Below are 24,332 nucleotides of genomic sequence, written 5' to 3'. Positions count from 1 at the left end.
TCACCTCATTTTCATTTTATATGTTAATATCTAGCTTTTGAAGTCAAAACTATAGAAATGGCATAGAATTCAACGTATGTTTAATCAAGCATTTCACTTCATAAATAGCATTAGATAAAAAAGAAACACCAGAAGCAACCTTCTGGTGTGTGTATGTGGACAAATTATTCAGCAACTGCATATACAGATACTTGTTTTTTGTCGCGACCTTTACGTTCAAATTTTACAACGCCGTCGATTTTAGCGAATAATGTGTCATCGCCGCCACGACCTACGTTTTCACCTGGGTAAATTTTTGTTCCACGTTGACGGAATAAAATTGATCCACCAGTAACAAATTGACCATCTGCACGTTTAGCACCTAAACGTTTTGATTCAGAGTCACGTCCGTTTTTTGTAGAACTTACCCCTTTTTTAGATGCGAAAAATTGTAAGTTTAATTTAAGCATGAGTTACACCTCACTTATAATTTAATTTAATGTAGTCTTTATATTCTTCTTCGATTGTTTGTAAAGATATTAACATAGATTGTAAGATTAACTGTGCTTTTTCATTAGATGTATCTACGCTACGGAAATGAAAATAGCCTCCGTCATCACTATAATCTATATCAGGTCTTTCAGAAGTTAATCCTATAATAGCATTGACGCTACCGAAAAGTACAGCTGATGCGCCTGCACACACAATATCTTGTCCATGTTCAGCAAAATCTGCATGTCCTTCCATTATCACATCTGTGACCTGTCCGTCATCATTTAACTTAATATCAACGTTAATCATAATTAAAGGCTAATTTTGTCGATTGTTAACTTCGTATATGGTTGACGGTGACCTTTTTTACGTTTAGAGTCTTTACGACGACGGTAAGTAAATACAGTGATTTTTTTACCACGACCGTGTTTGTTAATTTTCGCAGATACTGTTGCACCTTCGATTGTTGGCGCGCCAACAGTGATGCTATCTCCACCTACGAATAAGACTTTATCAAAAGTAAAAGTATCGCCTTCATTACCGTTTAATTTTTCAACGTAAATTTCTTGACCTTCTTCTACTTTGATTTGTTTTCCACCTGTTTCAATAATAGCAAACATACTTTGCACCTCCTATAATTAAGTCACGCCATATATAGGTGACATCATGTACTTAAAACCTATATTTGAGCGGTTGTATGTAGCTAAAACTACTCAACTACTGCATCATACCATCACTTGATTTTGATGTCAATAGTTCTTTTGCGATTTTGACGGTAATCTAACAAGGTATAAATGAAGATGAGTAAAATGGCATTTAGCAGCAACGTTAAAGGTGCTCTAAAAAGTAAATAATCTAAAATATTAAAGTCAATCAAGCCTACCAAGTGATATAAGAACGCTACAAAAATATCAAGTACAATAACACTGACTAAAATCACTAAGAATACTACTGCATGGTCTCGATAAAAAAGTGAAAAAAACTTTTCAACAAACAAAATCAGCATTAAATACGCTATTAAATAAACGCCATATATTTCACCAAAGTATAGGTCGGTCATTAACCCTAGGAACATACCTAAAATCAATGCACTATACACATTTCTGTAAAAGGTCATTAATAATAGAAAGATTAAAGTGAGACGCGGCACCATAATAAACTGGATGCCAAAAATCTTTATCGGCGACATCATCGTAAGAACCGTATCTAAATAAAAACATATGATCGCAACTATGAGGTAAACTGATGCACGTTTCATGATGCATCCTCCTCAGAACGATCTACTGTTTTAGGATCACGTTTTGCAACATAAACTGTGCCGATTTGATTAATATTTGCACCTGTTTTCACTACCACTTGTTTAGACAATCCATACTGATCATTTTGAACTTTTTCAACTTCTCCTACAAAAATGCCCCGTGGTAATTGATCACCTAAACCACTTGTAATCACTTTATCTCCTTTAGACAACTTATGACTGTTATCAATATCTGAAATAATGAGTCGGTCCGATTTTTCATCATAATGATCAATTAAACCAAAAGCTTCTTTGTCTTTATTTAATATATGTACGGAAAGTCGATTTGTACGCCCTTTTGTAGATATTAAATTGACTTGTGCTGAGAATTGATTAACTTTTGTCACGCGCCCAATCAAACCATTGGGTGTTAATACTGCCATGTTTTCTGTAATACCTGACTTTGCGCCTTTATCAATGATTAATGTATTCATCCATTGATCAGGATGCCGTGCGATAACGTTGACAGCCATAGGATCATATTTAGAAATATCACTGATTTTTAAATCATCACGTAACTGCTTGTTTTCAGCTTGAAGTCGTTGGTTATCAGATTTAAGTTGGTTTTCTGATTGCGATGGTTGTGCTTCGTTATGAAAAATGGCTTTTGTAGTCGCAGAAATGACTTGCATAGGATATGAAAAGACGCGTTGACCAAACGAAATAGAATCACCTGCATATTGCTCAGGAATGGATTGTGAGTGTGAACGTATTGACAATCCAATTAAAGCTATAAAAATAATGAGCGCACAAAACAACACGATTAATTTATTATTTTTAAAAAAATGAGACAACCTCAACACCTCAATATGTAATTGTAAATAACACTCATTATTTTATATCACTATGACAATGAAATAAAGCCACAAGAGATAATTATTCTAAAATAACTGGAATACTAATTGAAAGAAGATGGAATATTCAAAATTGTTTTGTCCCAACCCTTAAGACTTTAAAACGACAATTAATATTAAAAAGCCACCATAGTTCATATAAAGATGAATTATGGTGACAAATAATATCACTTATAGAGACTGACTGTCTTTTTTAGACTTATCGTTTTGTGGCGCATCTTCTTTGTATAAAGTTTCGTCCTTTCGCCATTGAGCAAATAACTTTTGCGCTTTTAATTGTTCATTGCTTTGTTGCGCATTATTTTCTGTAGACATATGACTCACCCTTTTTACAATTTTATTCAAGCCTAACGTATTTGAGATAAATTTTCAAATACCAGCGTCATTATTGATATGCTGTTATAGGATGCATTTCAATTTGATGTCCAAGTTGATTTAAGTCTGAATATAAATCATGCTCAGTCGTATAGACTCGTACATAGCGGCTTCCAAATTGATATATTATATATTGCGTGTCTCTCTCAGCAATTAAATATTTATCATCATAACCCATTCTAGAAAATGCATTAACTTGCATAAATTCATATTTATCAATCCAATTAAAGAAATTACGCGCCTGACTTGAAGGAACATTTCTTAAAATTTCATTATCCTCAACGACATATTTTTTCCCTTCAGTTGGAATGATAAAACCGTCTTCATCTACATTTTGTTGTACTGTCGTTTGTAACGGATTCCATTTCGCTTGATTGATTTGAGGCACGTCTTTAATGACAAAAAATGCAATTAATCCAATACATATGATAACGATAAACATTTTTATTAGACTTAAAATCAATTTCATTGATATGCCTCCTTTATCAATCAATTATAGATCATTTACTCACATCCAACCTCATTCTATAGACTTAATTTAACCACGAGCGCAAGTCGGATGCAATTTTTATTTAAAATGCGTATATTAGAGTAAAGGAGTGACGATTATTGAGCATACTTTCAATATTCTTAATTATATTACTTGTCGTATTACTATTTAGAGTAAGTGTTACGATAATAAGATTTTTAATCAAAGCCGGAATATTTGTTTTAATCATTTACTTGTGTTATAAATTATTCATGTTGCTTGCTGAAAATTTTCAACTTTAATGTAAAACGTTATACGTAAAATTACGTATAGCGTTTATTTTTTGTTTTCATCAATAATGACACATTCATAACATTGGTGTCCAATCACTATATGATCGAGTAGTTGAATCCCCATCGTGTCTCCACATGCTGCTAAACGTATGGTCGTTTCGATATCTGCAGAAGATGGCGTTGGGTCACCAGATGGATGATTATGTGCCACAATGATCGCATGCGCTGAATATTTAAGCGCGATTTTAAAAACTTCCCTTGGATGAATGATAGCACTATTCAAAGTGCCTTTAAATAATGTTTCTTGATGAATGATTTGATGTTTAGTATTTAAAATGAACACGATAAAATGTTCTTGCTTTTCAAATTGAAGTTGAGGATATAACATGGCTGCGATTTGATCAGGATGTTTAATCATTTGTGAGTTGTTTTTATCAACTTTAAAATTTAAACGTCGCGCTAATTCAAAAGCTGCCAACAATGTCGTGCTTTTACTTGTCCCGAGACCTTCAAAAGTAACTAATTCTTGCAATGAAATATTTTGTAAAGCGCTCAACGTCTTACTTTGGGACAATAAAGTGGTTGCAATATCTAAACTCGATCGCCCTTTGCTACCAGTGTTAATTAATATGGCTAACAATTCTGTATTAGATAGCGCTTGAGCACCTGAATGAATTAAACGCTCTTTGGGCATTTCTTCAGGAGATAAATCTTTGATGCGGGTCATATGACACCTCCTAACCATACATTCAACAGTGGATAACAATAAGCAACAATAAAAAATGATAGTGTGATAAAAGGAACAAGGGGGATATAATGCTTATCAGATAAAAATGGAGCGTAAAATGGATAACATAAATATGCTAAAGGAAAAGTAAACCATATTGTGTAAAGGACGAATGGGACAGGTAAGATCGTAAATAGAATCATCAAAAGTTTAATGTCACCAAATCCTATGAAGTGGTGAAATACAATTCCTATGACTAGAAGTATGCTTATACATAAACATGTAAGAAGAGAAAAATGAAACTGGCCTGGTCTCATGATTGCTACCATCACTAGTAATAATAGCAAAAGACGATGTGGGACAATATAAGACTGAACATCAATGAAACTCATCGTCAGTAAAATGAAGCTCAAAAGATAAAAATACATTGTTTCGATTTGAAATGCATGTGTAAAAATTAAAAAACTTGTGAACGCGCCTAAGCATTCACCGACCCATAAAAAACGTGGTATTTGGTAATGACAGTAAAAACATCTCCCTTTGAGTAAAATGAAACTCATTATTGGAATGAGCATCCACCACCTTAAAGTTTTAAAACAATGGTTACATTTTGACCGTGAAAATAATTGTTTCCAATGATGTAAACGATATCGCGAAACACATAATAGAAAACTCATTAAACAACTTCCAAAATAGCATTGTAAAATCATGATGACCTCCCTCACATAAAGTATACATGACGGCAGGCAATAAATATAAATTTCGATCACTCTTATTTTCCCACGTTTAATTGACTATATAATTAAAAACGCGCCTAAAGTACTTGAAAAATTGTAATAATCTTTCAAAGTTTAAGCACGTTTTTAATAAACTGTATTAATTAGTATCCCATCTTAGCTTTGACTTCACTTATGAAGTACAAACTTCCAGTTATTAATAACGCTTCACCTTGATAATTTTTAATGAAGTCGACATAGTCATCGATTAAAGTTTTGTCTTTAAACTCTACTTCATCATAAAGTGTTTGTTTCGGTAAAGCTTTAGGAAATTCAAAGCCAGTAACATAAAAATGGTTTGCAATCGTATTAAAAGCAGTTAACATCGAAGAAATAGGTTTACCTTTAATAGCAGAAAACAAAATATCGACTTTATCAAGACCATAATAACGACCAATCGTATCGACAAGCGCATCTACACTTTCTTTGTTATGCGCACCATCAATAATAATTAAAGGGCTGTCATTTACTTTTTCGATTCGCCCTTTCCACTGTACACTTTCTATACCTTGAATCATCTTATTAAAATCAATATCAATGATTTGTCGTTCAAATAGATCAATCAATGCTGTAATAGCTAAAGCAGCGTTTTCTTTTTGATGTTCTCCTAGCATTTTTAAGGCAATATTTTCCATTTCATAGTCTTTATATCTATACGTAAATTCATCTGCTTCTGACACTACTAAAATATCTCGGTCATACTCCATTGCTGGGGCATTTAAATCGATCGCGAGTTGTCTCAAATATTTTAAAGCTTCTTCATTTTTAACTGCGTATATAACCGGTGTATGTGGCTTAATAATAGCACCTTTGTCTTTTGCTATATCTAAATAAGAATGGCCCAGAATATCCGTATGATCTAGTCCTATGCTTGTTAAGACGCTTAAGATAGGTTGAATAACATTCGTCGAGTCATTTTTAACACCTAACCCTGCTTCAACGATGACGAAATCAACGGGATGTATCTCACCAAAGTAGAGATACATCATGGTTGTTATGATTTCAAATTCCGTTGCAACACCTAAATCCGTCTCTTGTTCCATTGCTTCACTTACAGGTTTTACGCGTGCTACTAGCGCTACAATTGCATCATTTGATATTGGTTCACCATTCAAACTGATACGCTCATTGAATGTTTCAATATAAGGAGATGTGAATGTGCCGACTTCATAACCATTATTAACAAGCGCTGTACGTAAATACGCAACAGTTGAACCTTTGCCGTTTGTACCCCCAACATGAATTGCTTTAATATTACGTTCAGGGTGATTTAAGCGACTTAACATCCATTCCATGCGTTTCACACCAGGTTTTATGCCGAATTTTGTACGTTCGTGTATCCAATATAAACTATCTAGATAATTCATACCCTATACTCCTAAGCTTTTAGTTGTTCGATTCTTGATTGAACACCGTCAAATTTTTCTTGATATTGCGCTTTTTTTGCACGTTCTTCATTAATGACTTTTTCAGGTGCTTTATTAACAAAATTCTCATTTGATAATTTTTTATTCACACGGTCTAACTCTTTTTGCCATTTATCAAGCTCTTTTTCAAGTCTCGCGATTTCTTTATCCATATCAATTAAACCTTCTAATGGAAGAATAACTTCACCTGCACTCACTACAGAAGTCATTGCTTTTTCAGGAATAGACACTTCAGTACTTATTTCTAATTCACTCGGATTACAGAAACGCTCTAAGTAATGTTGATTTGCAATTAACAATGCTTTTGTTGCGTCATTTTTAGCCTGAATTTTAATAGGAATTGCTTTAGATAAAGGTGTATTCACCTCTAGTCGTGATTGACGAACGGACTTAATAATTTCAACAAGCTGTTGCATGATTTGTTTACTTTCTGAGAACATCAATGCATTATTTACAGTTGGCCATTCGCTTGTGACAATAGATTCGCCTTCATGTGGTAAGTTTTGCCAAATATGCTCTGTTACAAATGGCATAAAAGGATGAAGTAAGCGCATCATACGGTCAAGTGTATAACTTAAAACGGATCGCGTTACATTTTTTTGATTCTCATCATCACCATTCATTGGTATTTTACTCATTTCAATATACCAATCACAGAATTCATCCCAAATAAAGTTATAAAGTACTCTACCTACTTCACCGAATTCATATTTATCACTTAAGTGCGTCACTGTTTCAATAGTTTCATTCAAGCGTGTTAAAATCCATTGATCTGCGACTGATAAATCTTGAGTTAAGTCAATATCTTCATATTTGAACGTTTCGCCGATATTCATTAAGCTAAAACGCGCAGCATTCCAAATTTTATTGATGAAATTCCATACGGATTCAACTTTTTCTGTAGAATAGCGTAAATCATGCCCTGGTGATGAACCTGTAGCTAAGAAGAATCTTAAACTATCCGCACCATACTGATCAATGACATCCATAGGATCTACACCATTTCCTAAAGATTTACTCATTTTTCTACCATCTTCAGCACGAACCAAACCATGTAATAACACATCATTGAATGGTTTTTGACCTGTAAATTCTAAACCTTGGAATATCATACGTGCGACCCAGAAGAAAATAATATCATATCCTGTTACAAGTACATTGGTTGGATAATAACGTTTAAAATCTTGCGCCTCTTCATCTGGCCAACCAAGCGTTGAAAATGGCCATAATGCGCTTGAGAACCACGTATCAAGGACATCTTCATCTTGTGTCCAATTGTGGGCATCTTTAGGTGCATGTTCACCAACATAAATTTCACCGGTTTCATTATGATACCAAGCCGGAATTTGATGCCCCCACCATAATTGACGAGAAATTGTCCAATCTCTAATTTCTTCCATCCATCGATTAAAAGTTTTCTCAAAACGAGCTGGCACAAATTCAATACGGCCATCACCTTTTTGATTATCTAATGCTTGTTGAGCTAAAGGTGCCATTTTAACAAACCATTGTGTAGATAAATAAGGTTCCACCACTGCACCTGTACGTTCAGAATGACCGACAGAATGCACATGATCTTCAATTTTAATTACAAGGCCTTCAGCTTCTAAGTCCGCAACGAGTTTTTTACGACATTCAAAGCGATCTAGTCCTGCATATTCACCTGCTAAATCATTCATATGACCCGATTCATCCATTACCACGATGCGTTCAAGTTCATGACGATTTCCGATTTCAAAGTCATTTGGGTCATGTGCAGGTGTCACTTTCATCGCACCACTACCGAAATCTTTATCTACATAGCTATCTGCAATAATAGGTAATTCGCGACCTACGCGTGGTAAGATAACTTTTTTACCAATCACATCCTGATAGCGTGAATCATCTGGATTTACAACAATTGCTGTATCACCTAACATCGTTTCTGGACGCGTTGTAGCGATTTCAATATATCCTTCTCCATCAGCAAAAGGATATTTAAAATGATAAAATTTACCGTTGACATCTTCATGTACCACTTCGATATCTGATAATGCGGTACGCGCTTCTGGATCCCAGTTAATAATGCGTTCTCCGCGATAAATTAATCCTTTGTTGTACATATCAACAAAAACTTTTCGTACCGCTTTACTCAAACCTTCATCTAATGTAAAACGTTCACGGGAATAATCAAGACCCAAACCAAGTTTTGCCCATTGTTGACGGATAAAGTCTGCATATTCTTCTTTCCAATCCCAAGCTTTTTCAAGGAATTTTTCGCGTCCGATATCATGACGTGAAATACCTTCTTCTTTCATTTTTGCCTCAACTTTAGCCTGAGTCGCAATACCTGCATGATCCATACCTGGTAGATACAATGTGTCATAACCTTGCATACGCTTCATGCGCGTTAAAATATCTTGCAAAGTTGTATCCCAAGCATGTCCTAGATGCAACTTACCTGTAACATTTGGGGGTGGGATGACAATTGTATATGTTGGTTTCGTTTGATCTCCTGTAGGTTTAAAAAGTGATTGGTCTAACCACTCTTGATAACGACCCGCTTCAACTTCTTGCGGATGATATTTAGGTTGCATTTCCATAGTTTTAATCCCTCCGTAAAATAAAAAAGAACATCTGTCCTGATATAGGACGGATGTTCCGTGGTACCACCTATTTTCAATAGTATACACTATTGCACTCTAATGATTAACGCTCATGAGACGCTTTAACTTACTCCGATGGTTCAGTTAAAGTACACGTGGGCTACCTTCAATAAGACTTTTATGCATTCACAGCACCATGCACTCTCTTAAAAAAGTGACTTACCTACTCTTCCCAAATTTAATATTTAATTCATTATTATAGTATACTGAATCCATAATGAAGTCAATAATTGGAGTGATATTTATGAATGCATGTGCTTTTGGTACGAAAGACCCTATTTATCTCGCTTATCACAATGATGTATGGGGAAAGCCAATGTATGATAGTCTCGCATTATTTGAACTTTTAGCATTAGAATCTCAACACGCTGGATTATCTTGGTTGACTATTCTAAAGAAAAAAGACGATTATCGAAAAGCGTTTCATGATTTTGACCCATATAAAGTAGCGCAAATGACACAAAATGATATCGATATGCTAATGACATTTCCTAATATCATTCATAATAGAAAAAAACTTGAAGCTATTGTTTCACAAGCAAAAGGTTATATTAAAATTGAACAAGAACATGGCAGTTTCAGTGACTTCCTATGGTCTTATGTCAATCACACGCCAATTGATTTCAAATATCAAACAGCTGATGAACGTATAACAGTCAATGATACACCCAAAAAACTTTCTAAAGATTTAAAGCATTATGGATTTAAGTTTATCGGACCAGTGACCATTTTTTCTTTTATGGAAGCGTGTGGTATGTATAATAGTCATCTTATAGATTGTCCTTATAGACCTTAAAAAAAGCAGTATAGTGCATCGTTTTATCAAATGCATTATACTGCTCATTTATAATTTAATTATCCGCATTCCGCTTCATACGATAACCTAAATAGTAATGAATGATTGGAGCGATGATAAAGAGGATAAAAAATATCCTAAAGATATGATAGCTAGAAATCATCGCAACATCTCCCCCGGTTTCAAGTGCAATTAAAACAATTTGACTCATCCCACCAGGCGCTGCACTCAAAAAGAGTTCATTGATAGATGCAGTATTTAAAGTTTTAATTGCAAAAACCATTATAAACGCACCTAAAATCAAACAAATATTTTGATACGCTACCGCAACAGCAACGCGACCTTTCATACGATCAATAAGATGTGAAATTTGAATACCAATACGAATCATATACATCATTTGTGCTATCGCAATAATAGGATAATCTACAGTAAAAGCACGACCTGTAGCAATATTCCACACAATTAAAACCACTATAGGGGCTAACAACATTTTGGTTGGGAACTTGATCCATTTCATTAAAAAATAAACCAACGCTATACTCATAACGAGAATGAACACATCCAGAATGTTGAGAACTTGAGTAAGTGGGAGATTGTGTTCAGCTGTCGTTGATTGATCATGTTTAAAAAAGAATGAAATCAGTGGTACCAGTATGACGACAAATATAATCCGTGACGTTTGGGTTAAACTCACGACAAGAATATCCGCTTTTTTATTTTCATCAGCCATTACAAGCATTTGACTGAGTGCACCGGGTATCACACTGAGTAATGCCGTTTCAGTATTCACTTTAGCAATACGCTTAAACCCTATTGACACGATAAGCGCTAATACCAATAAAAGGATTGTAACTAGAATAATAGAAAACCAATCGTATTTAATATCATTTATCACTTTAGACGTAAATGCACTTCCTATTTGTACACCTAACATAATTAAACCTAACTCACTTAAAAGCCATGGCCATTTTACATTTAGTTTTAAAACACGCACAGCAATCACACTGGCTATGATAGGTCCAAACATCCATGGCAGCATAATATTGAGAAAGTACAAAATAAAGCTACACGCTAATGCAAGTGCAAATAATATTAAATTATGCTTTAGATACGTGCTTTTCATCTCAAACACCGCCAATAAAAAATTATAGGTTTTCCATTTTCAAGTGATATAAAATAAAACGATGTTGATTGTAGCAATTGTCACATATGTACATCAATTCATTCTTGCATCATTTACTTGTATACCTCACATCTTTTCAATGGAAAACCAATCCTATTATTGCCACGGCAACCTACTCATAAAACAAACTTATGACAATTTTAATATTTTTAACATTACTTAATAATTCTACTTAAAGCTGTATCAAAAGCTGCTATTGTTTTTTGAACATCTTCATGTGTGTGTGATGTAGAAAGAAACATACCTTCAAATTGTGACGGAGGTAAAAAGACACCCTCTTGCGCTAACTCACGATACATCATGCTGAATAATTTTAAATCACTTTGATTCGCTTGTTTAAAATTCGTCACAGGTCCTTCGTTTAAAAAGAAACCTATCATCGAACCGGCACGATTAATCACAATCGGTACGTTATATTTAGCAAAGGTTGTTTTAAGTCCTTCTTCTAATGCGTCCCCTAATTCATTGAAATATACGTAACTTTCAGGAGTCAATTGACTTAACGTCATATAGCCACTTGTCATGGCAAGCGGATTTCCTGATAGCGTTCCCGCTTGGTAGATATCACCACTCGGTGCGATATGATCCATAATTTCTTTTTTACCACCAAACGCCCCCACTGGAAGGCCACCACCAATTACTTTTCCTAGACAAGTTAAATCTGGTGTGACATTAAAGTAACCTTGTGCACAATGGTAACCTACTCTAAATCCAGTCATAACTTCATCAAAAATCAACAATGCATCATGTTCATGTGTAATGGTTCTTAAACCTTGTAAAAACCCTTCTACTGGGGGAACTACACCCATATTACCTGCAACTGGTTCGACAATCACTGCCGCGATATCATCGGCAAATTGCTCGAATGCATATTTTACCGCTTCTATATCATTATAAGGGACCGTAATTGTATTCTTAGCCGTGCCCTCTGGTACACCTGGTGAATCCGGTAAACCAAGTGTCGCAACACCGGAACCCGCTTTAATTAATAGAGAGTCACTATGCCCATGATAATTTCCTTCAAATTTAATAATTTTATTTTTCCCAGTATAACCACGCGCGAGTCTTAATGTATCAAGCGTCGCTTCTGTACCAGAAGAAACCATTCTTACTTTCTCGATTGAAGGGACACGATCGATAACAAGTTGCGCTAATTTATTTTCTTCAAGGGTAGATGCACCAAAACTTGTGCCACGATCCACAACCTTATGAATCGCATCTATCACTTTAGGATCCCGGTGACCTAAAATTAAAGGTCCCCAACTCAATACGTAATCAATATATTCATTGCCATCAATGTCATATATTTTACTTCCTTCACCACGTTCCATAAATAAAGGAGGTGTGTCTACCGCTTTAAATGCACGAACGGGACTATTAACGCCACCAGGCATTAATTTTTCAGCAATTTCAAAAGCTTGAGTTGATTTTTCATAACGCATATCGTTTATAACCTCCTATTGTCTCTCGATATAGTGACATAAGTCTTTCGCAAAGTACGTAATAATTAAATCTGCCCCTGCACGTTTCATAGAAATCATTTGTTCCATGACCACTTTTTCTTCATCAATCCAACCATTTATCGCTGCAGCTTTTGTCATACTATATTCACCACTCACATTGTATGCAACAACTGGGATGTTCGTGTTATTTCGTACATCTCTAATAATGTCTAAATAGCTGAGTGCAGGTTTAACAATCATCATATCTGCACCTTCTTTCAGGTCACTCTCTAATTCACGAAGTGCCTCAAGGCGATTAGCAGGATCCATTTGATATGTTTTTCTGTCACCAAAAGATGGCGTAGATTCAGCGGCATCTCGGAATGGTCCAAAGAAACTAGACGCATATTTAATCCCATAACTCATGATTGGAATATGTTGATAACCTGCTTCATCTAAACCTTGACGAATTTCTGCAACAAACCCATCCATCATGTTACTTGGTGCGATAATGTCAGCGCCTGCTTTAACTTGAGAAACCGCTGTTTTAACAAGTAAAGGTAAAGTTTTATCGTTATCAACATCGTGTGTATGATCGTCAATCAAACCACAATGTCCATGATCTGTATATTCACATAAACATGTATCTGCTATAACTAAAATATCGTCATAAAGTTTTTTTGCAATGCGCGTCGCTTTTTGAATCACACCATCATCTATAAATGCCCCAGTACCACATGCATCCTTTTCATTAGGAATACCAAAAAAGATAAATGAACGAATGCCTAAATCATAAGCTTCTTTGATTTCTTCATGTAATAAATTTAAACTGATTTGATATACATTAGGAAGAGATGTAATCTCCTTTTTAACATCATCCTTTTCAACAACAAAAATCGGATAAATTAAATCTTCTTTACGTAAATGTGTCTCTCGCACAATTGATCTCATTGTTGGTGAAACGCGTAATCTTCTATGTCTATCAAACTTCATATATTTGACCCCTCTTCAATAATTTTATTAATGAGACTTTCCAATGTCTGCTTGTGTGCAACTTTACACGTATAGCCATATTGATGAATCGTCTTTGCCGTTTGTAATCCAATTGCATAGTATAAATTCGGACGTTGTGGCGGAGATATACTAAAAAAAGCATGCGCTGCCGATGAACTTGCAAATGTTATCGCATCAACCTCACTGTTTGCAAGGACTTCCATTGCTTGTTGAATAGACTGTTGTTCAATATGTACGTCATATAAATCGACTTTAATTGCTATGATGCCTTGTGAATTAAGTGTCTCCATTAACTTCGGACGTGCCTTGACACTTGAAGGTATCAGGACACGCTCCTTTTGATGAAATGGATGCATTTCTATGAAACCTTCTTGAGAATAATCTTTTGGATAAAAAGCGACATCTAGTCCAATACTATCACAATACTGCTTTGTTTTCTCACCGATAACTGCCACATTTTCATATGAAACAACTTGTAAATATGGACGGAAAAATTTTACTGCATTTTTAGATGTAAAAATAAGCCAATCAAAATGAGACGCTAACACACGGGTATCAAATGCTAACGCAACAGGTTTTAAAAATGGTAAATGTTTTATATTTACGCGTGCGTCTTCAAATGTATGTGTTTGTGTCATCAATACGTTTGGCTTCATACTATACACCTCAATGTGATTCGCTTAAAGCTTGGATAATTGTTTCAGCACCTTGTGCCTTGAGTTGTTCACTCACTTTTAATCCTAATGCGACTGGATCTTTACCTTCCGCTTCATATTCAAAACGTTGCTTTCCATCTGTTGACATAATGAGTCCCTTAAATAGAATGGAATCATTAGATGTGATACGCGCATGTCCAGCAATAGGTACTTGACAACTACCGTCCATTTCTTTTAAAAAGGTACGTTCTGCCGTAACACATGCCGCAACATCCGGGTTATGTACTTTTTTAAGTAATGCAAGTAAAGCGTCATCATCTGCACGACATTCAATACCGAGCGCACCTTGACCTATAGCTGGTAAGACAAGACGGTCATCAAGATAAGCCGTAACGCCATCGTCAGACCAACCCATTCTTTTTAATCCAGCTGCTGCTAGAATGATGGCATCATAGTCTTCTTCTTTAAGTTTGCGTAATCGTGTATCGATGTTTCCCCGTATCCATTTGATTTTTAAATGCGGGTATTGCGCAAGAATTTGGGCACCTCTACGTAAAGAACTCGTACCTATAATACTGCCACTTGCTAAATCTTCTAATGGCGTATGATTTTTTGCGATATATGCATCTAAAGGAATTTCCCTATCTGGAATACATCCTATGACCAAGCCTTCTGGAAGTACACTCGGCACATCTTTCAAAGAATGAATAGCAAAATCAATATTCTTATTAAATAATTCGTTCTGTATTTCTTTTACAAACAATCCCTTACCGCCCACTTTAGACAGTTGGCGATCAACGATCTGATCCCCTTTCGTCACAATTTCTTTGATTTCGATATCTAAAGTTGGATCGATCGCTTTCAGTTTTTCGATGAATTGTTTACTTTGTGTCAAAGCTAATTGACTGCGTCTTGAACCTACTACCAATTTACGCATAATATGTCCTCCAAACGATTTTATACACCTGTCCATTGATGGAATTCTGACAGTTGCGTAATAAATATAAGATTAATCATACAACATATGAACAGTCCGATATTGACATAAATTAACGCAAGTGATGAGAACTTGCGCAACAACCTTAATGTAATGTAAAACCCGTAACATATTAAGATAAAGATTGATGATATGACTTTTAAATCTAAAAATATATGATGCCCTACCGTCAATATCCCCCATTGAATACCTAAGAGAATACTGATAAACAGTAACATTACTCCTAAAAACGAACTATAAAAAACGCCTTTTTCTAAAGTCGCCACACTACCAATACGAAAGTAATCTTGATTAAAACGCTTTTCTTTTAAATTACGATATTGTATTAAATACAGTATCGCATTCACACACGCAATTGCGAAAAAAAGATAACTGACAAGTGCGAATGAGATATGGAAGATTAATAACTCATTAATCACATTTAAACGTGAACCATTTAACTGAAATTGATTCGGATGAAACGTATGAATTGCCATAAACATTAAACCTATCAGATTCAGCAATGCAATTAAATATGCGGAACTTCTAAAGACCGCAAAGATAAAAGTAATCGTTAATATCAGCCATGTTAGTATATAAAAACTTTCAATAATTGAGGTTAAAGGTAATTGCCCCATCCAAAAAATATACAAAACCAATGAACTGGTCTGAAGTACCCATGCGATGCCTAATGTATAAAATCCAATATTTTGAAATCGACTATTTTTATGCAATACATCGATCGTTAAAGTGAGCACACTGATTAAATAAATGATAAAGATACATTCATGAAATCTTATAAAAAATGCTTCTTCCATAGCATCACCATTCTTTAATTATCTAGTAAGAAAAACCTCTGCTTAAGTAAGTGTCTCTTTTTTTCAGTGGCTTCTGTCTTATAGTCAGACGTCACCTCTAAATCAAAAATCTCTTTAAAGAGTGCTAACTTTTCTTCTGAATATTTATCATCGCTAATTTCTTTAGCTTGCTTAATAGGATCTTTTAACATTTGGTTAATAATACTTTTAGTATGCTTAGATATCACTTTACGTTCTCTATCAGATAAATGTGGCAACTTACGATCGATACTAATCATTGTTTCTTCCTGAATGGTCATTGCTTTTTCGCGCAACGCTCGAATGACAGGGACGACGCCTAACATTTTGACCCACTCATTATGCTTATCAATTTCATTTGGAATGCGTTCAGCGATAAGTGCTGCAGCTTTTTGACGCTCTCTCATATTCGCATCAACAAGCCCTTTTAAATCATCGACATCGTATATAAAAATATTAGAATCAACGGTGTCTAGTGGTTCAATATCTCGCGGTACCGCGATATCGATTAAAACCTGTTGACGATTTTTATTTAAATCGTGACTCAGTGCAATCATGTCTTTTGTAATGACAAACCCTTCTGCACTCGTTGAACTAATTACAATGTCAGCAGTAGCCAAATAATGCGTTATTTCAGAAAACGCACCGACAGAAATATGATGTTTTAGTGCTAAATCTTCAGCACGTTCAAGCGTTCTGTTGATAACTGTTATATCTGTCACGCCTGCACCTTTTAAATTCATAATGGCAAGTTCTGCCATTTCACCTGCACCAATCACTAAAGCATTACGACGCGTTAATTTACCGTAAATTTTCTTCGCTAGCTCCACCGCTGCATAAGAAACGCTTGTAGCATGATCGGCTATATCCGTTTCATGATGCGCTTTTTTACTAAATGTAATCGCTTGCTTGAATAATTCATTAAAAATAATACCCGTAGTTCCTGCTTTTTGCGCAATTAAAAATGCATCTCGGATTTGACCCAAAATTTGCGTTTCACCTAATACAATAGAATCTAATCCAGATGTAACTCTAAACAAATGTGTCACAGCATCATCTTCCACTTTCACATCTGTAAATTGCTTGATTTCATCAACTTCAAAATTAAACTCACGCGCTAAAAAGCGTTGAATATAATATCGCCCAGTATGAATTTGGTCTACAATAGCATAGACTTCAGTTCGATTACATGTGGATACGATAACATTTTCTAATATTGATTTCGTTTCATACAACGTTTCATGTACACGATACATATCCACGTTATTAAAATTTAATTTTTCTCTCAATGATACATTCGCAGTGTGATGATTCACACTTACAGAAATCATATACATTATAACGCCCCCGTTATATCTACAATACCCAAATTATAACATACATTAAAGTCATTCTAATTATTATTGCCCGTATTTATAAGTTGCTAAATGATGTTGTCATGAATTTGTCAAACTCACATTTAAAAGTGCGTCGTAATCGCATCCCAAATCATTTGTTGATTTTTTTTATCAACAGAAGAATAACTGATGATGTGATCACCTTTTTCGAGTTCTAATGCTTCTTTTATCACTTTGATATGTTTTTGAACCTTACCTTTAGGAATTTTATCCTCTTTAGTCGCGATAATTAATGTTGGAATCTCATGATATTTTAAGAAGTCATACATGAGGACATCATCTTCTGTAGGAGGGTGCCTAAGATCTACTAATTGAATAACAAGTTTTAAAGCCTCTCGTTGTGTAATATATGTTTCAATCATTTTTCCAAACGCTTCTCTTTGTTTTTTACTTACCTTTGCGTACCCATATCCTGGAACATCGACAAAGATTAACTGATGATCAATATCAAAAAAGTTTAATGTTTGTGTTTTACCGGGTTGTTGGGACGTTCTTGCCATGTTTTTCCGACCAATCATACTGTTTATAAACGATGATTTTCCAACATTAGAACGCCCACTCAGCGCCACCTCAGGCAATCCAATTTCAGGATACTGTTCAGGTTTGACCGCACTTATTAAAATATCTACATTATTTGGATTAATATTCATGTATTCACCTCATAAAAAAGCCTAAGTTGAATCGTTACATTCAGCTTAGGCCAATAATGATGCCTATTGTTATGCAGAAGTTTTCTTATCGTTTAAAAGATTTCCTTCTGAATCATATAAATCAGGCTCAGTTTCGTTAATAATCGTTTCTTTCGTAATGACTACTTTTGCAACATTTTCAGTTGAAGGGACATCAAACATAATATCGATGAGCGCTTCTTCGATAATCGAGCGTAAACCACGCGCGCCAGTTTTACGTTCAATGGCTTTTTCACTAATCGCATTAAGTGCTTCTTCTGTAAATTCTAATGCAACATTATCCAACTCTAACATTTTCGTATATTGTTTAACGAGTGCATTTTTAGGTTGTGTTAAAATGTTTTTTAATGCTTCAACATCTAATGTTTCAAGATTAGCAACGATCGGTACACGACCGATAAATTCAGGGATTAAGCCATACGTTTGTAAATCTTCAGGACGAATATGTTCTAATAATGATGCGTCATCATAATTTGATGCTTCGCTACTCGCAAAACCAATGACTTTTTCTCCTAAACGGCGTTTAATCACGTCTTCAATGCCATCAAACGCACCACCAAGAATAAATAAAATATTCGTAGTATCGATTTGAATAAATTCTTGATTTGGATGCTTACGTCCACCTTGTGGCGGTACACTCGCAGTCGTACCCTCTAATATTTTTAATAATGCTTGTTGCACACCTTCACCTGATACATCGCGTGTAATCGATGTATTTTCAGATTTACGTGCAATTTTATCTATCTCATCAACATAAATAATCCCTTTTTCAGCTTTATCGATATCAAAATCAGCTGCTTGGATTAAACGTAAAAGGATATTTTCAACATCTTCACCCACATAACCCGCTTCCGTTAAACTCGTTGCATCCGCAATAGCAAACGGCACATTTAATGTTCGAGCTAATGTTTGCGCTAATAATGTTTTACCACTACCAGTCGGCCCTATAAGTGCAACATTACTTTTTTGCAATTCTACATCGTCATCTTTAGGTCCTAATTGTTTAACACGTTTATAATGGTTATATACAGCTACTGCTAACGATTTTTTAGCTCTATCTTGACCGATAACGTAGCTGTCTAATTGTTCCATAATTTCTTTTGGTGTGGGTAATTCTGTGAGTTCTTCTGTTTCGTTTTGATTCAATTCTTCTTCAACAATCTCAGAGCAAAGTTCGATACATTCATTACAAATGTATACACCACTTCCTGCTACAAGCTTCTTGACTTGGTCTTGATCTTTACCACAGAAAGAACATTTTAAGTTTTCTTCATCTTCATTGAATTTAAACATAATTGATTACACCCCTGTTCTTCTATGACTATACTAAAAAGCATTCTATTACGCAAATGGATAGCCTATCAAGTTATTTGCATAAAATAAGATGGGAGTGAATGTGAAACCGATATGCATCACTTGGCTTCAAACACTCACCCCCGCAACTATTCATTTACTATTTAAATTGAGAAATGAAACCATATTAGCATGTTTCGTTATCTCAAAGCTTATTTGTCGCTTTCTTCTTCTTTAGTCGCTTCAACAAGCTTAGCTTCTTTAACTAATAAATCAATAACTTTTTTCACACGTACGTCATTTTTAACGATGTCTGTGTTACCTAAAGTTGATTTAATATCGTCTACAGAAATACCGAATTGAGCACTCATTGTTTCAAGTTCTTTTTCAACATCTTCGTCTGTTGCTTCGATATTTTCAGCATCTGCAATCGCAGCTAATGTTAAGTTTGTTTTCACGCGTTGTTCAGCATCTTCTTTCATTTGACCACGTAAATCCTCTTCAGGTTGACCTGAAATTTGGAAATACGTTTCAAGGTTTAATCCTTGTTGTTGTAAACGTTGTGCGAATTCTTGTACCATGCGATCTTCTTCTGTTTTAATCATCGCATTTGGAATATCAACTTTAGCATTATCTGTAGCTTTTGTAATTGCTTCTTCTTTTTGTGTATTTTCAGCTTCAGTCGCTTTATTTTCTGCTAATTGCTTACGTAAGTTTTCTTTATATTCATCTACAGTATTTGCTTCAGAATCAAGTTCATTCGCAAGCTCGTCGTCTAATTCTGGCACTTCTTTTGATTTAATTTCATTGATTTTTGTTTTGAAAGTTGCTGGTTTACCTGCTAATTCTTCAGCGTGGTATTCTTCAGGGAATGTTACTTCAACATCCTTTTCTTCACCAACAGCTAAACCAACAAGTTGTTCTTCGAAACCTGGGATAAACATACCAGATCCGATTTCTAAGTCATAACCGTCAGCTTGTCCACCTTCAAATTGTTCACCATCAACATAACCATCGAAGTCAAGATTTACAGTATCGCCTTCTTCAACTTTACCGTCTTCTTTAACCACCATATCAGCCATTGCTTCTAAACGTTGTTGAATAGTTTCTTCCACTTCTTCATCTGCTAATTCAGTATTTTGTTTTTCAATTTCTAACCCTTTGTAGTCACCTAATTCAACTTCAGGTTCTACAGTAACTGTCGCATCAAATTTGAATTCTTTACCTTTTTCAATTTGAGTTACTTCAATTTCAGGTTGATCTACTGGATTAATACCAGCTTCTTCAACTGCATTGCTGTATGCTTTTGGTAATAAAATGTCTACAGCGTCTTGATATAACGCTTCAACACCAAAACGTTGTTCGAAAATTGGACGTGGCACTTTACCTTTACGGAAGCCAGGTACGTTAATTTGTTTAACTACTTTTTTAAAAGCTTGATCTAATGCTTTATCTACTTCTTCAGCAGGAACAGTTACTTGTAATAACCCTTCGTTGCCTTCTTTCTTTTCCCAAGTTGCTGTCATGTGTATAAACCTCCATGATATACTATTAAAATTTTTCAACTTCTTCATTATAGCATAGGTTGGCGTGGTGATAAACCCAAGCGCCTATGTATTTAATAAATTTATAAGTTCAACCAATGCATGTAAGTCGTCATCCTTTTTGTTTTCCTCGCCTGTTAAGGATTTAAAGTACATTTGATACGCTTTCAACCAATGGTCAATAGTATCAATTGAAGTAATTTCAAAAGGATACAACGCGATATTGTGTGTATTGAGATGCACATACGCCTCACTTACTAATGATGGCATTGCTTTCTCTAACCATTCGATGATTCTAGGCATCAGTTTATTGTTGAAGCTTGTGTGTGAAACGCCTTTTAAACGATGAGGTTTAACCTCTGTGTGTAAGCCGAATTTTTCAATGTGAATCGGTTGTTCATAGTGTGCAAATTTTAAATATTCAAGAATAAGCGTCATTAACCGATGATTAAGGGATTCATGTTTGATATAAAATGCAAATGTGTCTGCATATTGATAAGCATGGTCATCAATTAAATCTAATAACAATTTCGTCTGTTCACCATTAGAAAGACTAAAGAAAGATTGTAATTGGTAATGAAAATAATCTTTACGCTTATTAAGTTCTGCCGTCGCTTGATCTTTAATAGGTAAAAATACTAAGCGTGTTTGATGTTCGTTAACTTCATCAATCACTTGATCAATGACATCAATCACAGCATGATATTGTTTTAATTCAAACAAACTTTTCACATAATAAATCATCAAAGTATCGTATGGTTGGAACCCTTGTGACATTAAAATATTTGCTTCTTCTTTTAATTCAAGATATGACTTTAACTCCCATAATGTTTCGCATTTCATTAGCGCTAATTGTGACGTTAACTCAAACGATGCTTCGTACGTAATGAATAAATCATACACACGTTCATAGTCGCCTTGATTAAAAAATGTGATCATATCTTTTTCAATTTTATCTTTACGCTTTGGAAATGGAATTATTTCACTCATCTTTATCACCTATTTCAAATCTTGTAAAATAAGCGCACTCCATGATTCGAATTGATTTAAATCATTGATGTCTTCAAGAGACTTCCATTCTATTTTCAATGTATCTGTTTCTTTAACTTCAATGTTATTGGCTTTGACTTTAACTTTAAAAACAATACCAATATGAACTTTACCCACTTCGTTAGAGTCGTCATTGATGAATCCAACATGTTCAAGTTGTGATGCACTTGTAACATGAAGCCCCACCTCTTCTTCAAGCTCACGACTTGCATTGACAATAATTAAGTCATTGATGGTTTGTGCATCTGGAACATCATTCATATGCCCACCTACACCAATAGAGCCTTGTCCGTGTAGACGTGCTTCACCACCACCTGATAAACGTTCATAGACTAAAAGGTCGCCATTTTCATTTTCAAGTATGCAGTAGGATATAAGTTGTTTGTAAGAAGGATCCTCTTCCATATCCCCACGTCTTTTTACTTCATACTGGTCTAATGTGTTAAAAATTTCAATACTCTTCGCATCGCTTTTAGAAATAAAACCATTAAAAGCATTCTTTTCTTGGTTGAACAACGAATGACGTTGTACGACAGCGATTTGTTCATCAAATTTCGACATAATGTTCTCCTTTATATTCATTTTCTTAATCGTATCAGAGAATGGGTATAACGAAAAGTGATATACCGTATCAATGACAACTTACACATGGTGTTTTCTCGTCTTACTCCATTATTTTTCGTCTAAATTAAATTGAAGAAGCTACATGCACACAAAGATAAAAATGCTTTTCACTCAAAAGATTAAATCTTTAGACGTGAAAAGCATTTTTAATTAGGTTTATTTTAAAGCTTCTTTCGCTTTACTTACTAATTCACCGAAAGCTTTATCGTCTGAAATCGCGATTTCAGAAAGCATTTTACGGTTAATATCGATACCAGCAGTTTTTAAACCGTTCATTAAACGTGAGTAGCTGATGTCGTGTTGACGTGCAGCTGCATTGATACGTGTAATCCATAATTTACGGAAGTCACGTTTTCTTTGACGGCGGTCACGGAATGAATATTGACCTGATTTCATTACTTGTTGTTTTGCTACTTTATATAATGTACTTTTTGAACCAAAGTAACCTTTTGCTAATTTAATCGTCTTTTTACGACGCGCTCTTGTTACTGTTCCACCTTTAACACGTGGCATAATAAATTCCTCCTTTTATCTCTTGCGGTATGCCTTACATACCATATCGAAAACTAAAATTATTTAACGTATGTTAATAACTGTCTTACACGTTTTGCATCGCTCTTAGATACTAATGATGCTTTACGTAATTGACGTTTTTGCTTTGTAGATTTGTTAGCGAATAAGTGAGAAGTGTACGCTCTAGAACGTTTTAATTGACCAGATCCAGTTCTTTTAACACGTTTCGCTGCTCCGCGATGAGTTTTCATTTTAGGCATAGTGAGTTCCTCCTATTTAATCGTTGTTTATTTTTCGTTAGTTGGCGCTAACATAAGAAACATTTGACGGCCTTCCATTTTAGGCTTTTGCTCTACAGATGCAATATCTTTACATTCATCAGCAAACTTTTCTAAAACACGTTGACCAATTTCTTTATGTGTAATGGCACGCCCTCTGAAACGAATCGAAACTTTAACTTTATCACCTTTAGATAAGAATTTACGTCCGTTTTTAAGCTTTGTATTGAAGTCATGTTCTTCAATTGTTGGACTTAAACGTATTTCTTTCACGTTGATAATTTTTTGTTTCTTTTTCATTTCTTTTTCTTTCTTTTGTTGCTCAAATTTGTACTTACCATAGTCCATAATACGAGCAACAGGCGGTTTCGCATTAGGTGCAACAACAACGACATCTAATCCTAGACGGTCTGCCATTTCTAATGCTTCATGTTTGGTTTTTAAACCAATTTGGTCACCATTTTGACCGATAACACGTAATTCTTTTGCGCGAATCTTTTCATTAACTTGCGTTTGATCCTTAGCTATGGTTGACACCTCCAATAGTTTTACGAATGGTCCAAGTACAAAAAGAAGCGAGGACATAAAATGTCCCCGCTTCTTCAATAACATGAACGTTTTCTACATGTTTATCGTTTACCTGCCAACTGCTTGATGCGTCGCTACAGGTGAGAAGCGGGTGCTTCTACTTGGTCCGTTTCGTA

At 34.9% G+C, this 24,332-nt stretch carries 27 protein-coding genes and 3 other annotated features; of the genes, 1 reads left to right on the top strand and 26 read right to left on the bottom strand.

The window, feature by feature from the left end:
- Nucleotides 1–164 precede the first annotated feature (164 nt).
- The 11 genes from rpmA to G8Y85_RS12175 form a co-directional block, all read right to left on the bottom strand.
- The gene (rpmA, locus tag G8Y85_RS12225; RefSeq protein ID WP_014613716.1) at nucleotides 165–449 is read right to left on the bottom strand and encodes a 50S ribosomal protein L27; all 285 of its coding nucleotides are present in this window, start codon (nucleotides 447–449) and stop codon (nucleotides 165–167) included.
- 10 nt (nucleotides 450–459) lie between these two features.
- A complete protein-coding gene (locus tag G8Y85_RS12220) occupies nucleotides 460–780 on the bottom strand; it encodes a ribosomal-processing cysteine protease Prp (protein ID WP_037565480.1) in 321 nt (106 codons plus the stop codon).
- Nucleotides 781–782: 2 nt separating this feature from the next.
- The gene (rplU, locus tag G8Y85_RS12215; RefSeq protein WP_037565481.1) at nucleotides 783–1,091 is read right to left on the bottom strand and encodes a 50S ribosomal protein L21; all 309 of its coding nucleotides are present in this window, start codon (nucleotides 1,089–1,091) and stop codon (nucleotides 783–785) included.
- A gap of 11 nt (nucleotides 1,092–1,102) precedes the next feature.
- Nucleotides 1,103–1,176: a sequence feature (ribosomal protein L21 leader region), on the bottom strand.
- 28 nt (nucleotides 1,177–1,204) lie between these two features.
- Nucleotides 1,205–1,729, bottom strand: coding sequence for a rod shape-determining protein MreD (gene mreD / locus G8Y85_RS12210; protein ID WP_107400933.1), 525 nt, complete (start codon nucleotides 1,727–1,729; stop codon nucleotides 1,205–1,207).
- The gene (gene mreC, locus G8Y85_RS12205) at nucleotides 1,726–2,562 is read right to left on the bottom strand and encodes a rod shape-determining protein MreC (protein ID WP_060551201.1); all 837 of its coding nucleotides are present in this window, start codon (nucleotides 2,560–2,562) and stop codon (nucleotides 1,726–1,728) included. The genes mreD and mreC overlap by 4 nt, the downstream gene beginning before the upstream one ends.
- 231 nt (nucleotides 2,563–2,793) lie before the next feature.
- The gene (locus tag G8Y85_RS12200) at nucleotides 2,794–2,937 is read right to left on the bottom strand and encodes a hypothetical protein (RefSeq protein ID WP_165805190.1); all 144 of its coding nucleotides are present in this window, start codon (nucleotides 2,935–2,937) and stop codon (nucleotides 2,794–2,796) included.
- 70 nt (nucleotides 2,938–3,007) lie between these two features.
- Entirely contained in the window at nucleotides 3,008–3,466 is a 459-nt protein-coding gene (locus G8Y85_RS12195; RefSeq protein WP_165805931.1) for a DUF4930 family protein, read from the bottom strand.
- Between the two features lie 336 nt (nucleotides 3,467–3,802).
- Nucleotides 3,803–4,486, bottom strand: a complete 684-nt coding sequence (gene radC / locus G8Y85_RS12190) for a RadC family protein (RefSeq protein WP_060551203.1) — start codon at nucleotides 4,484–4,486, stop codon at nucleotides 3,803–3,805.
- On the bottom strand, nucleotides 4,483–5,196 hold the full coding sequence (locus G8Y85_RS12565) for a prepilin peptidase (protein WP_082624728.1): 714 nt from the start codon (nucleotides 5,194–5,196) through the stop codon (nucleotides 4,483–4,485). The genes radC and G8Y85_RS12565 overlap by 4 nt, the downstream gene beginning before the upstream one ends.
- Nucleotides 5,197–5,366: 170 nt before the next feature.
- Nucleotides 5,367–6,629 (bottom strand): bifunctional folylpolyglutamate synthase/dihydrofolate synthase, encoded by a 1,263-nt coding sequence (locus G8Y85_RS12180; RefSeq protein WP_103345288.1) that lies wholly within the window; start codon nucleotides 6,627–6,629, stop codon nucleotides 5,367–5,369.
- Between the two features lie 11 nt (nucleotides 6,630–6,640).
- On the bottom strand, nucleotides 6,641–9,271 hold the full coding sequence (locus tag G8Y85_RS12175; protein ID WP_103345289.1) for a valine--tRNA ligase: 2,631 nt from the start codon (nucleotides 9,269–9,271) through the stop codon (nucleotides 6,641–6,643).
- Nucleotides 9,272–9,313: 42 nt separating this feature from the next.
- Nucleotides 9,314–9,523, bottom strand: a binding site (T-box leader).
- A gap of 55 nt (nucleotides 9,524–9,578) precedes the next feature.
- Between G8Y85_RS12175 and G8Y85_RS12170 the strand changes: the two genes are divergently transcribed.
- Nucleotides 9,579–10,130, top strand: coding sequence for a DNA-3-methyladenine glycosylase I (locus G8Y85_RS12170; RefSeq protein ID WP_165805930.1), 552 nt, complete (start codon nucleotides 9,579–9,581; stop codon nucleotides 10,128–10,130).
- 55 nt (nucleotides 10,131–10,185) lie between these two features.
- Here the strand turns inward: G8Y85_RS12170 and G8Y85_RS12165 are convergent, their stop codons facing one another.
- From G8Y85_RS12165 to infC, 15 genes are all read right to left on the bottom strand, one after another.
- Nucleotides 10,186–11,256: an AbrB family transcriptional regulator gene (locus G8Y85_RS12165; protein ID WP_165805929.1), complete on the bottom strand. Its 1,071-nt coding sequence runs from the start codon at nucleotides 11,254–11,256 to the stop codon at nucleotides 10,186–10,188.
- Between the two features lie 215 nt (nucleotides 11,257–11,471).
- The gene (gene hemL, locus G8Y85_RS12160; protein WP_105988906.1) at nucleotides 11,472–12,758 is read right to left on the bottom strand and encodes a glutamate-1-semialdehyde 2,1-aminomutase; all 1,287 of its coding nucleotides are present in this window, start codon (nucleotides 12,756–12,758) and stop codon (nucleotides 11,472–11,474) included.
- A gap of 15 nt (nucleotides 12,759–12,773) precedes the next feature.
- Nucleotides 12,774–13,751, bottom strand: coding sequence for a porphobilinogen synthase (hemB, locus tag G8Y85_RS12155; RefSeq protein WP_060551210.1), 978 nt, complete (start codon nucleotides 13,749–13,751; stop codon nucleotides 12,774–12,776).
- Nucleotides 13,748–14,428 carry a uroporphyrinogen-III synthase gene (locus G8Y85_RS12150; RefSeq protein WP_165805928.1) on the bottom strand — a complete coding sequence of 227 codons (681 nt, stop codon included), beginning with the start codon at nucleotides 14,426–14,428 and terminating at the stop codon, nucleotides 13,748–13,750. The genes hemB and G8Y85_RS12150 overlap by 4 nt, the downstream gene beginning before the upstream one ends.
- A 10-nt stretch (nucleotides 14,429–14,438) precedes the next feature.
- On the bottom strand, nucleotides 14,439–15,365 hold the full coding sequence (hemC, locus tag G8Y85_RS12145) for a hydroxymethylbilane synthase (RefSeq protein WP_103345293.1): 927 nt from the start codon (nucleotides 15,363–15,365) through the stop codon (nucleotides 14,439–14,441).
- Nucleotides 15,366–15,385: 20 nt separating this feature from the next.
- Nucleotides 15,386–16,222, bottom strand: coding sequence for a cytochrome c biogenesis protein CcsA (ccsA, locus tag G8Y85_RS12140; RefSeq protein ID WP_165805927.1), 837 nt, complete (start codon nucleotides 16,220–16,222; stop codon nucleotides 15,386–15,388).
- A 14-nt stretch (nucleotides 16,223–16,236) separates the two neighbouring features.
- Nucleotides 16,237–17,577, bottom strand: a complete 1,341-nt coding sequence (gene hemA / locus G8Y85_RS12135; RefSeq protein WP_165805926.1) for a glutamyl-tRNA reductase — start codon at nucleotides 17,575–17,577, stop codon at nucleotides 16,237–16,239.
- Nucleotides 17,578–17,699: 122 nt separating this feature from the next.
- Nucleotides 17,700–18,287 carry a ribosome biogenesis GTP-binding protein YihA/YsxC gene (gene yihA / locus G8Y85_RS12130; protein ID WP_107400937.1) on the bottom strand — a complete coding sequence of 196 codons (588 nt, stop codon included), beginning with the start codon at nucleotides 18,285–18,287 and terminating at the stop codon, nucleotides 17,700–17,702.
- A 69-nt stretch (nucleotides 18,288–18,356) separates the two neighbouring features.
- On the bottom strand, nucleotides 18,357–19,619 hold the full coding sequence (clpX, locus tag G8Y85_RS12125) for an ATP-dependent Clp protease ATP-binding subunit ClpX (RefSeq protein ID WP_165805925.1): 1,263 nt from the start codon (nucleotides 19,617–19,619) through the stop codon (nucleotides 18,357–18,359).
- Between the two features lie 212 nt (nucleotides 19,620–19,831).
- Nucleotides 19,832–21,145, bottom strand: coding sequence for a trigger factor (tig, locus tag G8Y85_RS12120; protein ID WP_165805924.1), 1,314 nt, complete (start codon nucleotides 21,143–21,145; stop codon nucleotides 19,832–19,834).
- An 84-nt stretch (nucleotides 21,146–21,229) separates the two neighbouring features.
- Nucleotides 21,230–22,153 (bottom strand): hypothetical protein, encoded by a 924-nt coding sequence (locus tag G8Y85_RS12115; RefSeq protein WP_165805923.1) that lies wholly within the window; start codon nucleotides 22,151–22,153, stop codon nucleotides 21,230–21,232.
- 9 nt (nucleotides 22,154–22,162) lie between these two features.
- Nucleotides 22,163–22,774, bottom strand: coding sequence for an NUDIX domain-containing protein (locus tag G8Y85_RS12110; protein ID WP_103345297.1), 612 nt, complete (start codon nucleotides 22,772–22,774; stop codon nucleotides 22,163–22,165).
- Nucleotides 22,775–22,993: 219 nt separating this feature from the next.
- Nucleotides 22,994–23,350: a 50S ribosomal protein L20 gene (gene rplT, locus G8Y85_RS12105; RefSeq protein WP_037565502.1), complete on the bottom strand. Its 357-nt coding sequence runs from the start codon at nucleotides 23,348–23,350 to the stop codon at nucleotides 22,994–22,996.
- A gap of 59 nt (nucleotides 23,351–23,409) precedes the next feature.
- Entirely contained in the window at nucleotides 23,410–23,610 is a 201-nt protein-coding gene (gene rpmI, locus G8Y85_RS12100; protein ID WP_037565503.1) for a 50S ribosomal protein L35, read from the bottom strand.
- Nucleotides 23,611–23,637: 27 nt separating this feature from the next.
- Nucleotides 23,638–24,165 carry a translation initiation factor IF-3 gene (gene infC, locus G8Y85_RS12095; RefSeq protein WP_082021572.1) on the bottom strand — a complete coding sequence of 176 codons (528 nt, stop codon included), beginning with the start codon at nucleotides 24,163–24,165 and terminating at the stop codon, nucleotides 23,638–23,640.
- A 26-nt stretch (nucleotides 24,166–24,191) separates the two neighbouring features.
- Nucleotides 24,192–24,325, bottom strand: a sequence feature (ribosomal protein L20 leader region).
- Nucleotides 24,326–24,332: the final 7 nt, after the last annotated feature.

Source organism: Staphylococcus sp. 11007852, assembly GCF_011394325.1.
Taxonomy (GTDB): domain Bacteria; phylum Bacillota; class Bacilli; order Staphylococcales; family Staphylococcaceae; genus Staphylococcus; species Staphylococcus agnetis.
The sequence above is the reverse complement of the archived record's forward strand: the minus strand, read 5'-3'. Positions and strand labels throughout refer to the sequence as shown.